This is a genomic window from Pelobacter seleniigenes DSM 18267 (assembly GCF_000711225.1).
GTDB lineage: Bacteria > Desulfobacterota > Desulfuromonadia > Desulfuromonadales > Geopsychrobacteraceae > Seleniibacterium > Seleniibacterium seleniigenes.
Genome location: NZ_JOMG01000002.1, coordinates 2,657,310 through 2,671,315, shown reverse-complemented (window position 1 = coordinate 2,671,315; position 14,006 = coordinate 2,657,310). Strand labels below are relative to the sequence as shown.

11 protein-coding genes are annotated in these 14,006 nt (G+C 53.3%); 10 read left to right on the top strand and 1 reads right to left on the bottom strand.

All coding sequences use genetic code 11. The features are described from left to right. Nucleotides 1-519 precede the first annotated feature (519 nt). The 3 genes from N909_RS0115005 to N909_RS0114995 are packed head-to-tail and all read left to right on the top strand — an operon-like array spanning nt 520 to nt 3,478. Nucleotides 520-1,806, top strand: coding sequence for a hypothetical protein (locus N909_RS0115005; RefSeq protein ID WP_051689802.1), 1,287 nt, complete (start codon nt 520-522; stop codon nt 1,804-1,806). Between the two features lie 31 nt (nt 1,807-1,837). Then, on the top strand, nt 1,838-2,308 hold the full coding sequence (locus tag N909_RS0115000) for a hypothetical protein (protein ID WP_029916553.1): 471 nt from the start codon (nt 1,838-1,840) through the stop codon (nt 2,306-2,308). A 27-nt stretch (nt 2,309-2,335) separates the two neighbouring features. After that, nucleotides 2,336-3,478 carry a hypothetical protein gene (locus N909_RS0114995; protein ID WP_029916552.1) on the top strand — a complete coding sequence of 381 codons (1,143 nt, stop codon included), beginning with the start codon at nt 2,336-2,338 and terminating at the stop codon, nt 3,476-3,478. Between the two features lie 713 nt (nt 3,479-4,191). Here N909_RS0114995 and N909_RS0114985 read toward each other — a convergent pair. Beyond that, complete coding sequence (locus N909_RS0114985; protein WP_155005950.1) at nt 4,192-6,396, bottom strand: multiheme c-type cytochrome; 2,205 nt, start codon at nt 6,394-6,396, stop codon at nt 4,192-4,194. 632 nt (nt 6,397-7,028) lie between these two features. Between N909_RS0114985 and nifV the strand changes: the two genes are divergently transcribed. The 7 genes from nifV to N909_RS0114945 all read left to right on the top strand — a co-directional run bounded on the left by nifV (nt 7,029) and on the right by N909_RS0114945 (nt 13,860). Continuing rightward, nucleotides 7,029-8,156 (top strand): homocitrate synthase, encoded by a 1,128-nt coding sequence (gene nifV / locus N909_RS0114975; protein WP_029916546.1) that lies wholly within the window; start codon nt 7,029-7,031, stop codon nt 8,154-8,156. A gap of 15 nt (nt 8,157-8,171) precedes the next feature. Continuing rightward, the gene (locus N909_RS0114970; protein WP_029916544.1) at nt 8,172-8,978 is read left to right on the top strand and encodes a GNAT family N-acetyltransferase; all 807 of its coding nucleotides are present in this window, start codon (nt 8,172-8,174) and stop codon (nt 8,976-8,978) included. A gap of 827 nt (nt 8,979-9,805) precedes the next feature. Next, the gene (locus N909_RS0114965; RefSeq protein ID WP_029916542.1) at nt 9,806-10,048 is read left to right on the top strand and encodes a DUF5320 domain-containing protein; all 243 of its coding nucleotides are present in this window, start codon (nt 9,806-9,808) and stop codon (nt 10,046-10,048) included. A gap of 115 nt (nt 10,049-10,163) precedes the next feature. After that, complete coding sequence (locus N909_RS25330; protein WP_051689801.1) at nt 10,164-10,907, top strand: NifB/NifX family molybdenum-iron cluster-binding protein; 744 nt, start codon at nt 10,164-10,166, stop codon at nt 10,905-10,907. Next, nucleotides 10,907-11,737 carry a 4Fe-4S binding protein gene (locus N909_RS0114955; RefSeq protein WP_029916537.1) on the top strand — a complete coding sequence of 277 codons (831 nt, stop codon included), beginning with the start codon at nt 10,907-10,909 and terminating at the stop codon, nt 11,735-11,737. The genes N909_RS25330 and N909_RS0114955 overlap by 1 nt, the downstream gene beginning before the upstream one ends. Next, nucleotides 11,734-12,597 carry a nucleotide-binding protein gene (locus N909_RS0114950; RefSeq protein WP_051689800.1) on the top strand — a complete coding sequence of 288 codons (864 nt, stop codon included), beginning with the start codon at nt 11,734-11,736 and terminating at the stop codon, nt 12,595-12,597. Before N909_RS0114955 ends, N909_RS0114950 begins: the two co-directional genes overlap by 4 nt. 39 nt (nt 12,598-12,636) lie before the next feature. After that, nucleotides 12,637-13,860, top strand: a complete 1,224-nt coding sequence (locus N909_RS0114945; RefSeq protein WP_029916532.1) for an FprA family A-type flavoprotein — start codon at nt 12,637-12,639, stop codon at nt 13,858-13,860. Nucleotides 13,861-14,006: the final 146 nt, after the last annotated feature.

Sequence of the window (14,006 nt, the reverse complement as noted above, 5' to 3'; positions counted from 1 at the left end):
CATATTTTTTTCGGATCCAGGTATTTTTTAAACCGGCCCGTCACATCGTTGAGAAGGGGATTTTTCCTGCAGGACAGCATTGAGCTGCATGGGATTGGTTCAACATCGAATTGAGCTTTGCTAAATCACTTTGCAAAACTCCGGCCATCTTTTCAGGCACGGGAAAAATGAATCCTGCGGGACAACCATCAACCCGCAGCGAGCGGTATTGAACATTTATTAGGCAAGCTCCTTAGGCGGGCTGCCCATTTGTTTTGCAGAGGCCTCCCTATTCAAGACAGCAAAACAGCATCACACACAGTAGAAAAAACGCTCATTCATCTTAAATATTTAGCATAAAAATACCGGCCAATTTGTTACTTATTGATGTTTCGCAACAATTCCCCAGCAGACCGATATCTATCCGCAAACAGCCATAAAATAACTAGACTTAAAATGCGATTCTGCTAATCTAGTTTTATTAAACTGCCACGTTTTTGGAACCAAAACAGCCTTGCATTCCTTTGTTCAGGGGGTCGCATGAAATTAAGAGATGTCTACAAGTCTATCTTCTGCTTTGCCATTCTGTCCGTATTCTGCCTGCCATGGACGGTGTCGGCAGCACAACTGAATTTCCAGTCGGATACCATATTACGCATGCTCGAGCGGGACACCACGACCAAGGATTCCGCCGCGGTCCTGCCGATTTACGAGTATATCCAGCTGGATATCGGCACCCCGGACGAACCGGGACTGTCCTTCCACCTGTACGGCTGGGGCCGCCTGGACATGGCGGACAATGATTATTACGATGACAGCAGTGCCGGTGAGCTGCTTTACAGCTATATCGAATACACCGGTGAGCAGGCCGCCTTCAATGCCCGCCTGGGTCGCCAGTATCTTTTTGAAGGAGTCGCGGACACCGCCATCGACGGTCTGCGGCTCAGTTCCGATCTCGGCAAATATTTCTCCGGCTCGGTCTATGCTGGCTTGCCCGTGGATTATTCCAGTGAAAACGGCCGCGATGGCGACAGCATCTTCGGTGCGCGTATCGCCAACCATATGGTCGGGTGGTATGACCTGGGCCTGTCCTATCAAAAGATCAGCAACGACAGCGACAGTGACGAAAAAGCGGGCATGGACCTCTCTGCCTACCTTCCGCTGGGGATCAATCTGCATGGTTTCTCTTCACTCAACCTCGATACCGACGAATGGGCGGAACATTCTTACGAGCTGCGTTTTTCTGCCGGCCCGGTTAGAATTCGTCCCTACTTTCAGAAGTTTCGCTATGAAGACTACTTCGGCACCGACAATACCAGCGTCAACCCGTTTGCTTTTCTTGCCAACAGCGGTGAAGAGTTGACCGTGGTCGGAACCGAAGCAACCCTGCCGATCGGAGACAACTGGACTCTGGTCGCCAATATTAAAAATTATGACTACAAAGTCCTTTCCGACAGCTCCCGTTACTATTCAGGCAAAGTGATCTGGTCCGGTGAAAACGGCACTCAGCTGGGTGGAGAAGCCGGCCTGATGGACGGTGACGCCTCCCAGAACAAGTATCTGCTGGTTAGGGTTTACGGTTACTGGACCCAGCTGCCAGCCATACTCCCGGTTGGATATGTCAGCAGCGAATTGATGTATGTCGATTACGACCAGGCGATCTACGGTGAAGACAGCTCGTTCTTCGTGTCGGTCGGCGTGGGGCAAAAATTTCTGGATGATGCACTTGATGTGAAAGTCTCCGGCGATTACAGCAAAGACCCCTATTATGATGAGGATCTGCAAGCCATGGTGACCCTCAGCTACCGTTTCGGCAAAGATCTTTAAAATTGCCTGATCACCAACAGGAGTTATGAATATGCGTAAAAATATCTGGCTGACAATCGGGTTGGTTTTCCTTCTGCTGGGTCTCGCCGCCTGTGCGGCACTGGACAGCGGCAAAGAGCTTCCGTTGCAGCATATGTCTGCTGCAGACCTTGGCGACAAAACCACAACTTGCACCAACTGCCATGACGCCCGCGGCGAAAAACTCGCCTTCGGCGATTTCAACCACACCCCGACCTGGATGACCACCCATAAGTACCAGGCGAACCAGAACGCAGCCGTCTGCGCCATGTGCCACCAGACCAGCTACTGCAACAGCTGCCACGCCACCAAACTGGAGCTGAAACCCTCGGAGCGAAATCAGTCGGAAAGCTACCGGCAGATGCCTCACCGCGGTGACTACCTGACCCGCCACCGCATTGATGGCCGCATCGATCCGACGTCATGTTTCCGCTGTCACGGCAAACCGAAATCGGCAAAAACCTGCGCTCCCTGCCACGGATAAGCATTGCTTGAAAATAAGGAGGAAAAGATGAAGAACCGGTTTGCCTTACTCATTCTTCTGATAATAGCGACATTTTCCATAACCGCCTGTTCCAGCAGCAACTCCAGTGCGCCGCCCGACAATCAGGCCCACCCGCTCGGCTGGATTGCAACCCATGCGGATGAGATCACAACTCTCGCCAGTTACAGTGACTGTACCGGCTGTCATGGCGCAAACCTGACCGGTAGCGGTGACGCCGTAAGCTGCTATAGCTGCCACACTTATAATAGCGCAATTCCGTTCGGGGTCCATCCTGCCGACTGGACGAATGCTGTCAGTGATCACAGAGCCTATGCATCAGCAAATACAGCCGCTTCATGCAAAGGCTGTCACGGCCAGGACCTCCTCGGCACAACTGCAGCCCCCAGCTGTTTCTCCGCCAGTTATGGCGGTGTCAGCTGCCACGCAGACGGACCCGGCACAGCCCCACACGCCCTTGATGGAAGCTATCTGGCCTTTACCAGTCATGGCCCGGATGCAAAAGCAGATCTTACCGTTTGCCAGAACTGCCATGGTGAACTGACCCCAACCGGCAGCAGCCCCCGTTTCAACATTGGCATTACCAGAATCAGCGACACCGGCTGCGAAGGGTGCCATAACGATTACACCGCACATCCTTCGGTCGGGACCAGAGATAATGCCCACTGGTATGGCGCAACGGTTACCCATGCCGACAGCGGCAATCTGGAAGCCTGCGCCTTGTGCCATGGAGACAACTTCGAAGGCAATACCGACACCGGCGCACCGGCCTGCTTGGCCTGCCATAATGCCGACCCGGTCGCCAACAATACCGGTTGCGTTTCCTGTCACAGTTTGCCACCGAATGGTGCCGGGGTTGCAGGAAATAGCCGGCCGAACCGGCAGGGGCAACATAACCGCATCGGCCATACCATTACTATCAGTGCCACCCCAGAACAAACCTGCAGCCGCTGTCATAATGGTGCAGGGATAGGAACCGATAACCATTTCGACACGGAGAGTCCTGCAGATATCAACTTCCTTCGTCCTGATGCCACTGATAACATCCAGGCCGTATGGGATGGCAGCAACGTCACCTGCACTGGCGTTTGCCACATGGTTACCGACACCGTTAATTCAACCTACAATCACGAAAGTGAACAATGGTATTAAATTACCAGATCAAAAATATCAGTTAACAACTGTCTTAAGCTAGCAACAAAAAAAGACTCCTTCTGAAAACAGAGGAGTCTTTTTTTGTTGCTTAAACCATAGTTATCAGAACCCGCAGCACGCCCCGCCCATAAGGGTTCGCCCCTCCTAGCCCATCGGCAAAAAACCAAGGCAACTATCGAGTCTTTCATCATTTGGATCGAAACGCTGACTCCTTCTGCCCTCCTGCTTAAAGCTTCCCCCTTCTTCCCTCTGACCTAAGAGCTCCTGTCATATGATGATACCGAATAAGTACGTTGGATAGACAGCCACCGGCCCTTATGGCAAAACAACTAGTCCAGCAGGGAGTTGCTTCTTTAGAGGAGGGCTTGGGATGATTATGACCCTTTCACCAGCGAAGGTGATCAGATCTATCCGATGAGGCAGGCATTGCCGCATACATTCCGAGCTCGGCCGCTAGAACACGACTTCCAGGAAACCGTAACTCAGGGCTGTGTGTTGAAATTGTTTATTTAAATACCAACCATGAAAGCAATATCGGAATAATCAAACATGAGCTTGCGGGCATGATTACTTCTGCCCCAGCTAGCAACAACTGAAACAGAGAAACCCAGCCTGAATTCGGGCACAAAAAAAGCGGGCCGAAGCCCGCTACATTAAAACAAAAATCACTGAGGTGAGCCATTGCGGCTCACCTCAGTGCGAACAACTACTTATTCAGCCAATTTGGCAAAGATAGCGTTCATAACGTCAACGAAGGACATCACGGATTGCGGAACCCGATAACCGAAGACCTTCGTATGTGAGTTAATCTCAGCAACACCACTGAGGTCGCCATCCTTAAGAGCATTTGCTCTGTGGCAGGAACCGCAGGACTTGGAACCCGGGCCAACCGTCACCGGCTCATCAGGTGCATCAATCAGAGCACCGGAAGCTGCCAGTTGGTCCGGCACATTGTAAGGTGCGTTATAAGCATCGGTAGCACCGACGTGGCAGGACTCACAGTTCTGCAGGGTAAACATCGGATAAACGAATTCCGGCTCTTCCACGAAGGTATGCAGGTCATGCAGGTAAGAATCGATCGCTCTGGACTGATTCGTTACATGAGCGGCACTCGAGGTGTTGTGGCAGAACAAGCAGGCATTGACGTTACCGACCGCAGTGTGGCCATGTGATGAGTTGGTGTGAATCACGATGTTGTCATGGCAAGCGTTACACTTAGCATCGGCAACGATACCGCTACGATCGACGAGGGATCCGTCAGCAAGCACGATGCCTTTAGTCACTGATTTAACAGCGACCATGGTTCCATTGACTTCAGGCACACCAATGATACCGACTTCCAGTTTGCTTGCATCGTAAGTGTCAATTTTGTCGGTCAATGGGAAAGTCGTTGTTGCAATACCTGTAGTCGAATTATAGGTGGTATTAGCAATCACGTCATCTTTACGATACTGATCGTAGGCCGCAACGTTATGAGTTCCCCAGCCATAGTAACCGACCAGGATCCGGATACCTTCGGATTCATTGTCGCGCTCAGCAGGAAGTCCCAGGAACACCGGGCCAGCCGTTGCATCAAGGTTCAGGACGTTAACAGCAGCGTCTGCTGCATCCTTGGCACCCCAAGTGATGGTCAGGCTCGATGCGGTGGCATCATAAGTTACGCCATCAATAAAGTAGCTATAACGCAGCGTACCGGCTTCAGCACTGGCAACCGAGTCATATTTGACGGAATCAAAAGCAGGGTGAACCGTTGCGAAGGTTGCGCCGATCCCGCCGGTTTTGTGACAAGTGTTACACTCGTCGGTCGGAATAGCATGGGGCACAACAGTCGAAAGAGGCTTAGCCACGACAGTGTTGGTTGCTGGATCAACATCAGCATGGCAGCTTTCGCAAACAGCCTTGGTGAAGTTGGCATCAATCAGGGTTGCATCCGTCAGCAAGGTGCCAGTGTGACAAGTCACACAGTTGGACATTTCCTGCGGATAGGGGAAAAGATTCAGGTGAGACGCGTGAACATCAGTCATGACATCAGCGGTATATGCATAGGTTGAATCACCAAAGAATTCAGCCCCGTCACTACCGGTTCTGGTGTCATAGTGACAAACTTTACATGCACCGAAAGTATCCAGGTTGGTTGCATCAGCACCCCGGTAACCATGCTTCAGGTAGGGAGTCCCGTGACATTTTTCACAGGCAGCAACATCTGCAGCGGAGGTGTAAGTGAACGGAGTACCTGGTTTTTGACCAGCATTGAACACTTCGCGATACAGCTGGATATGGCCGTCTTCGCCGTCATAAGAGCCAGCATTAAGGATCGGGTCTTGGGTAATATAGCTGTAAACTTCCGTTGTGGTTGCGGTGATGTCGATATCCAGAGTGTCGGTCAGATGGTAAGCGCCACCGCCATCATTGGTCAAACCGCTGGTGCTGAAGTAAGCTGCGGTCGGGAAAGTGCCGGTTGTCGCGTCATAAACAGCATAGCCAAAGCGCTGTTGCACAAAAGCAGCAATTTTTCCACCAGAGACAGGTGAATCGACAGCTACGCCGCCCTTGGTGATGGTGAAAGGAACGGTCGTGGTGAAGGTTCCGTCCCCAACGGGAGTGGCCGTAATCGCACCAAAGGTGAGATTTAAAGTGGTATCCATGGCGTCATTGTAGTTAGCCTGGTGATCGGTCCCTGCGGTGGGGTGGCAGACCGCACAGGACTCGGGCTCGACCTCTTCAGCAGCGGCATTCAACGAATCCAGCCACTCCTGCTCGGTTCCGGTAAAACCATTTTCAACAGCAATTTCATACGCACTCTTACCATTAGAGCCATCACTACCATCACTACCGTCGTCGCCGCAGCCGGTCAGCCCGAAACCGAGCAGCGCAACCAGCATAGCCAACATCAACAACCTCATTAAACTCTTCATACTCCACTACCTCCTGTTAAGACTTTTGTGAAGAGACGATTTTAGTACGCTGTTTTATAAGGAAGAAATCCCTATCCCCCAGGTACCGACGAAACGTGGCAGATGTTTCGTTTGACGAGCCACAAATTGCTATTTTCCAGCAATATACTCAGCAAATCCTAATCAACATGAACGATACAGGAATCATACAAACTTCGCAGCTGAAAATCAAACCCTAAAAATCAAAATTTCTTTCTGTTTTCAATACCTTACCTAATTTGTCAGGCATTCCTAGCTGACAGATCAAGAATACTTCAATATATACAAATATAATATTTAAGTAAAAAATTAAGTCATTCCAGCTAGATAAAAATTCACCACCAAAAAGAGAAAGAATGAGCGTTCTTTTTTCTTAATAACACGGTAACAAACCGGTGTATCCTATTATTTAAAGATAGATATTCTCTTGTATATTTTTTAAGTGATCTCTGCCCCAACTGCCTCTTTCTTGAGCAAAACAAGCAGATTAATCATGAAAAATACTTTAATTTATATCGGCTATCGCAGGCATGCTATTTGCTAGTTCCTCAACAAGACCCTTCTTTTTCAATAGGCGCTAAACCTTCCGATTGGCGGATCATGGAGTTGGAACAATGGAACATACAGAACAGAGTCCCATCGTCATTGACGATACAACTTTGCGGGATGGTGAGCAGACCGCGGGTGTTGTTTTTAGTCGCAGAGAGAAGATCACCATCGCACGCATGCTTGATGACATTGGGGTGGGGGAACTGGAATGCGGAATCCCGGCCATGGGCAAGGAGGAGCAAGAGACCTTGAAGACGCTGGTCGATCTCGGCCTAAAGGCACGCCTGATCAGCTGGAACAGAGCGCTGCTCAGCGACATCCAGGCGTCTCTGGACTGTGGCATGACCGCGGTGGATATCTCCTTGTCGGTTTCGGATATCCACATGACCCATAAATTAAAGAAGAGCCGGGATTGGGTGAAAGAGCAGTTAAAAACAGCGCTCGGCTTTGCCAAACAGCATGGCCTGTATGTTTCGGTTGGCGGGGAGGATTCCAGTCGGGCGGATATGGGTTTTCTGCTTGAGCTACTGCAGATTGCAGAGCGTGAGGGAGCGGATCGTTTCCGCTTCTGCGATACCCTCGGCATCCTGGACCCGTTCACCACCTTTGAAAAAGTGCTCGCCCTGCGCCAGGCCAGCAGCCTGGAGATCGAGGTCCATACCCACAATGATCTGGGCATGGCCACCGCCAACAGCATCGCCGGTATCCGCGCCGGCGCCCGTTATGTCAACACCACGGTCAACGGCTTGGGAGAACGGGCCGGCAATGCCGCCCTTGAAGAAGTGGTCATGGCACTGAAATACGCAACCGGCATCGACCCGGCCATTGCAACTGAACGCTTTGTGGAGCTGTCACAGTTTGTTGCCCGGGCCAGCAAACGCCCCGTGCCACCCTGGAAAGCGGTGGTGGGCGCCCGGGTCTTCTCCCATGAATCAGGTCTGCATGCTGACGGGGTCTTCAAGAATCCGCAAAACTATGAAGGCTTCGACCCGGCCGAGGTCGGTCTGCATCGCCATCTGGTGCTGGGTAAACATTCAGGAACCCATGGTCTGAAGCAACGCCTGGCCGACCTCGACATTGATGCAAGCGGTATTGACATCGATCATCTGCTGGTGCGGGTGCGCCATCTGGCTGGGCGCAAAAAGCGCGCATTAAATGACCGGGAGCTGCAGGCCCTGTGTCGGGCAGCATAAAAGAAAGGGTTCATCATGCTGATCACCCCCCTTGAGCCACCAGACTGGACCGTCTTCAAGACGTTGGCGGCAGCCGAAGGCTGGACGCTGTCATTTCAGGAGCAACGCCTGTTTCTGAACCACTGGCGCCCTTTTTTCTTCACCCTCAAGCAACATGGCGACATTTGCGGTTTTGTCTCTGCCGTGGCTTATAAAAGGAGTGGCTGGATCGGTAATCTGCTGGTCGCTCCGGCAAAACGCGGGCTGGGCTATGGCTCGGCATTACTGGAGCACGCCATCAGCTTCCTGCGGCGAATGCAGCCGGACCGTATCTGGCTGACCGCTTCCACCCAGGGCGCGCCTCTATACCGCCGTCGGGGATTTCAAGCGCTTGATGTCATCACGCGCTGGACAGGGCATGGCCTGGGAACCCGGGAGGCAACCGACGCCGCAGAACTGGGCATGCTCATCGATCTTGATACGCGCTGCTGGGGAGAATCACGGGCACCGCTGTTGTCACAATTGGAGTTTGATGGTCTGCCCCTCTGCTCCGGCAATGACCGGGCGCTGCTGCAAACCAGCCCCGCTTTCTGGCAGCTTGGCCCCTGGCTGAGCGCCGCCAAATCCCCAACCGATTACCGTAACCTGCTCCAGCAGGCCCAAGCCAAAACTCCCGCCGGCCGAACCCTGCTTGCGGATATCCTCAATTCTGCCGAGATCGACCTGATCCTTCGGGATCACGGTTTTTCCCGGCAAGGCAGCAATGAATTGATGTGTCTGAGCGACGCCCCCGTTGCAATCAACGGAGTGGTCGCCCTGGCCAGCCTCGGCAGTATTGGTTAAATAGCTTTTGCACCTCCCCTTGCGGAGGGACAGGCGTCTCAATTGGATGAAGCTGAGAGCTTCATCCACCCCCATCCCGGCCTTCCCCCATCAGAGGGGGAAGGAGCAATAGCGGATTTTCGACGATTACGAAAGCAAATTCCATAAATCCATCTGCCCTCCCAATTCTGCAGCCCCTGACTCCTCCAGTATGAGAAGCAAAGCTTCTCGTCAAAGCGCATTCGACGACGCTGCGACCAGCAGCAGACTTGATCCGTGCATAAATATAACGACGACCAACCCTGCCAGATTAGCAGCCGCCAGCGAGCAACGACATCTTTCCCGGAACAAACGAACCTCCCGAGCAATCAAAGGGCCGTTTTTTGCGCCCTTTTTGTTGGCCTCGACAAAAAGGGCGGCGGCGAGCGGGGCCGCAACCCCGCGACTTTGATTTTGAGGTTTTATCGTTAGACCGAGACCCTACGTTGACCAACAGAAGAACCCGTATAAATCCCCCCCCGGCCCCCCTTTTCAAAGGGGGGAGTGGTTGCCCTCATCTTATTCACTCCCGTCAATAAAGGGGACATGCCTACTGACGTTCCCCCTTTAGCAAAGGGGGATTAAGGGGGATTTGGACATTGCTGCCAAACCAAACCTGACCGTTAATCAACGCCAGAAACCGTCAGGTCCCGACCCGACAGCCGCCCTTCTTTTTTTTGAGCATATACACATTTCCCCATTGACAACTTTTCTCAACAGGACTAGTCTCTTTTTGTGCATATGCACAAAGATCAACCAATCAAGCTCTCTCAACTAACAAACTCTCAACCCATGAAAGGAGACAGATCATGCCGAGAAAAGATGGAACTGGTCCCTTGGGTCTTGGCACCAGAATGGGACAACGCTGCGCAAACGGTCGTAACATCCAGCACCAGGGTTACACCTGCGGAACCGGCTGGGGCCAGGGAAAAGGCCAAGGGCGGAGGCTCAATACCGCCGGTTTAGGCTTGGGCAAAGGTGCGCGTCCAGGATTCAGCACACCAGCCGCAGGTCAACCGCAAAATCCCGGACGGTTCAGACTGGTCGATTGACCGCAATAACATCAACAAAGTCCGAAAGTTTCCCCATGTGTCCAGAAGTGCGTTTGCTTTTTCTGCCACAGGCAAAGGACGACGGGCTGCAAACCAACAAGGAGCAAGACAAACTATGATTATTGCAATTACGGCAAAAGGCCGGACCCTGCAGTCGGAAATCGATCCCCGCTTCGGGCGCGCTGCCTGGTTCATGATCGCCAACAGCCTCAGTGGCGAAGTTTACGCCCATGAAAACACCGAGGGTCTCAATGCAGCCAACGGGGCGGGCACCAGCGCTGCCCAGCTGATGGCTGAATACAAGGTCGATATTCTCTACACCGGCACGGTCGGCCCGAAAGCGGCCGAAGTCCTGAAAAAAGCCGGTATCACTTATCATGAAAACACCTCCGGCACCGTTGAGCAGGTGCTTGATGCACTCTCCGTCGATGATGATGCGCAACAGTCCGCCGGCGGTCAGGCCGAAACTGTTGCGCCCCCGGAAAACGGCGCCATCCGCCTGGCCGTTCCGGCGGATTCCGGTGACGGCCTCGAAGCCCAGCGCTCCGGCCATTTCGGCAAATGCAATTATTATGTGCTGGTCGACATCAAGGACAACCAGATCCAGCAGGTGACCTCACTGAAAAACGGCGGTCATATCCAGGGCGGCTGTTTCGCCCCGGTGATGCTGCTCAAGGGGAACCACGTTGCCAACCTGGTGGTTGCCGGGATCGGCGGTCGGCCGCTGCAGGGATTCAGACAAAGCGGAATCGAGGTTTATTCGGGACAGGGACAAACCGTCAAGGAAACGGTTGCCATGTTCATTGACAATCAGCTCAGCCCCTTGAACGCCAACCAGGTCTGTGGCGGGGGCGCTTAGTGGTTATTAGCGTCGTCAGCGGCAAGGGGGGGGCGGGCAAAACCTCCCTTGCCGTTGCCATTGCAGAAACCTTCCGGGCCGAATTCTATGATCTTGACGTCGATGCCCCCAATGCCGAGCACTTTCTGCAACCGGAGATTGAACAGACCCGATCGGTTCTGCAAGCGGTTCCGGTCTTTGCCGCAGAGCGTTGTAACGCCTGCGGCACCTGTACCCGGCTCTGCCGGTTCCACGCCCTCTACAAAATTCTGAATAGCGTCTACCTGACTGAATCCCTCTGCCACAGTTGTGGGCTCTGTAAACTGGCCTGTCCCGAGCAGGCCATCCGCTATCAGGACATAGAAATCGGTCGCATCCGTTCCGGCAAGTCAAAACTGACCGGTCAGCGGGTTCATATCGGCGATCTGACTATCGGCTCGACCCGGGAAACCTACCTGATCGAGACCATGACCAAGGGGCTCAACAGCTCCACACTGTGCGTCATCGACGGGCCGCCGGGGAACTCCTGCGCCGCGGTAGCGGCCATCAAACCCGCTGATCTGGTGATTTTGATCGCCGAGCCGACCCCTTTCGGGATGCATGACATGGCCCAGACCGAGCAGATCCTGGCCCGGCTGAACAAAAAGTACCTGATCATCGCCAACAAGGCTCAGGATAATGAGCTGGTCAGCCGGATGTTCCAAGCCCGCCCCAAGCAACCGGCGCTGATCGTTGACCTGGATGAACGTTATCACCGGGCCAATCTGGCCGGGGCGATCCTCAGCCGTGAGTTTCCCGCCCTGCGCCAGCAACTGGCAGTAACCATCTCCCCGGAGTTGAATTCCCTATGATCCGACAGATCGCCGTTCTCAGTGGCAAAGGCGGAGCAGGCAAAACCTCGATGACTGCAGCATTGATCAAGATGATGAAAACGGTGATCGCGGTCGACGCCGATGTCAACGCGTCCAACCTGCCGATCCTGCTGCCCCACCAGCGTCAGGCAACATTCCCCTATTATGGTATGGATATTGCTAATATTCAGGACGAAAAATGCACCGGCTGCGGCCACTGTCTGGCGGCCTGTCATTTTGCCGCCATTCAGCAGACCCCGGCCGGCCATTATCGGATCGGTGCCGAGTGTGAAGGCTGTGGCGCCTGCGCTTTCGTCTGTCCGGCTGAGGCCGTTATGATGATTCGCCGTAACAGCGGCAGCTGGTACATCAGCAGTCTGTCCAACGGAACGATGATTCACGCCGACCTGACCCCAGGGGAAGACAACAGCGGCAAGCTGATCACGGAAATTCGTCGAAAAGCCGCGGAGGTTGCAAAAGATCAGCATATTCCTTACATTGTCATCGACGGTCCGCCGGGCACCAGTTGTCAGGCGATATCGGCCATGACCGGAACCGATGTGGTTCTGGCCGTTGTCGAAGAAAGCCTTTCCGGACTTTCCGACTATCGGCGGCTGGCGGAATTGATTCACAAATTTTCCATTCCGCATTATGTTCTGATCAACAAAGCGGGGTTCAGCCAACAGATCGATTATGATATTGTGCAGACCGCTGCTCATTTTAACGGCAGAGTGGTGGGACGGATTGCCTTTAATAAGGACATTCCGGCAGCCCTGCAGAATCTACAAACCCTGGCGGATCTGGAAATTTATCAGGATTTTTTCAACCAGGTCCTGAAACAGTTATTGTTCGACCCCTGACCTAACCAATTGATAACAAGACGAAAGAGGAATCACCAGATGAAGGCAGTCAAGATTACCGAAGGAATTCATTGTTTACCGGTCAACCTGGAGAGCTACCAGCTTTTTGAAGGCATGTGGCCCATGCCAAACGGAATTTCCATCAATTCCTATGTCGTCCAAGGTGACAAAACTGCCTTGATCGATCTGATTGAAGATGTCAACGGCAAACCGGCCGATTTCGAAGCCGAGTTGCAATCGATCTCCCTGGCCCCTAAAGACATCGACTATCTGATTATCAATCACATGGAACCGGACCACACCAGTTGGCTGCCGATATTCCACCGGAAAAATCCTGACGTCCAGATCTACCTGACCGCCAAAGCAGCACCGCTGCTGAAAACCTTCGGCGGGATCGAAGAGAATGTCCATGTCATCAGCGACGGTGAATCCCTCGATCTCGGCCAGGGCAAGATTCTGACCTTCTATGAGACCCCCAATATCCACTGGCCGGAGACCATGATGACCTTCGAGCAGAGCAGCGGCACCCTGTTTTCCTGCGATGCCTTCGGGTCTTACGGCACCCTGAACGATGTTTACTTCGACGACCAGCTCTCCACCACCCAGCACGATTTCTTTATCAATGAAGCGCTGCGTTATTACGCCAACATCGTGGCCAGTTTTTCCACCTTTGTCACCAAAGGGATCAATCGCCTGGCCGACCTTGACGTCAAGGTGATCGCCCCCTCCCACGGCATCATCTGGCGCGAAAACCCGCGGGCGATCATCGATTCCTACAGCCGCTTTGCCAGCTATCTCAACGGCCCGGCCGAGCCGGAGGTCACGGTCATCTGGTCGAGCATGTACGGCAACACCGAAAAGCTCGTCAACAATATTGTCCAGGGGGTTCGCAAAGAAGGACTGCCGGTCCATGTTCACCGGGTTCCCGAAGAACATGTCGGGGTCATCCTGGCTTCGGCATGGAAATCCTCCGGGTTGATCCTTGGGATGCCGACCTATGAGTATGAAATGTTCCCGCCCATGGCTTGGGTCATTGATATGTTCCGGCGGAAAAAGGTCTGGAATAAAAAAGTGCTGCGCTTCGGTTCCGCAGGCTGGTCCGGCGGTGCGCAACGCGAGCTGACCGCGCTCACGGAGAAACTCAAGTGGGACTTCATCGACCCCATCGAATGGAAAGGCGCCCCGACCGAGACCGAATTGCAGCTGGCGCTGCAGCAGGGCCAGGCCCTGGCCCAACAGGTCAAGGAGTTCTGCGCCCGCTAAGTCGATCCAGGTAAAATTCTAGAAACGGCGCTGTAGAGGGTTTTCTGCAGCGCCGTTCGTTTTGGCGAAAGGGGCCACCCCGCAATAGACCGACACCGATAACAGGCTTTTCCTGGCGACGGGAAACCTGCTATGCTGCAGAAAAA

Coding starts and splice junctions, on each gene's coding strand:
- N909_RS0114985 (WP_155005950.1), bottom strand. CDS start 6,396: ATGAAGAGTTTAATGAGGTTGTTGATGTTGGCTATGCTGGTTGCGCTG.
- N909_RS25330 (WP_051689801.1), top strand. CDS start 10,164: ATGATTATTGCAATTACGGCAAAAGGCCGGACCCTGCAGTCGGAAATC.
- N909_RS0115005 (WP_051689802.1), top strand. CDS start 520: ATGAAATTAAGAGATGTCTACAAGTCTATCTTCTGCTTTGCCATTCTG.
- N909_RS0115000 (WP_029916553.1), top strand. CDS start 1,838: ATGCGTAAAAATATCTGGCTGACAATCGGGTTGGTTTTCCTTCTGCTG.
- N909_RS0114950 (WP_051689800.1), top strand. CDS start 11,734: ATGATCCGACAGATCGCCGTTCTCAGTGGCAAAGGCGGAGCAGGCAAA.
- N909_RS0114995 (WP_029916552.1), top strand. CDS start 2,336: ATGAAGAACCGGTTTGCCTTACTCATTCTTCTGATAATAGCGACATTT.
- N909_RS0114945 (WP_029916532.1), top strand. CDS start 12,637: ATGAAGGCAGTCAAGATTACCGAAGGAATTCATTGTTTACCGGTCAAC.
- nifV (WP_029916546.1), top strand. CDS start 7,029: ATGGAACATACAGAACAGAGTCCCATCGTCATTGACGATACAACTTTG.
- N909_RS0114970 (WP_029916544.1), top strand. CDS start 8,172: ATGCTGATCACCCCCCTTGAGCCACCAGACTGGACCGTCTTCAAGACG.
- N909_RS0114965 (WP_029916542.1), top strand. CDS start 9,806: ATGCCGAGAAAAGATGGAACTGGTCCCTTGGGTCTTGGCACCAGAATG.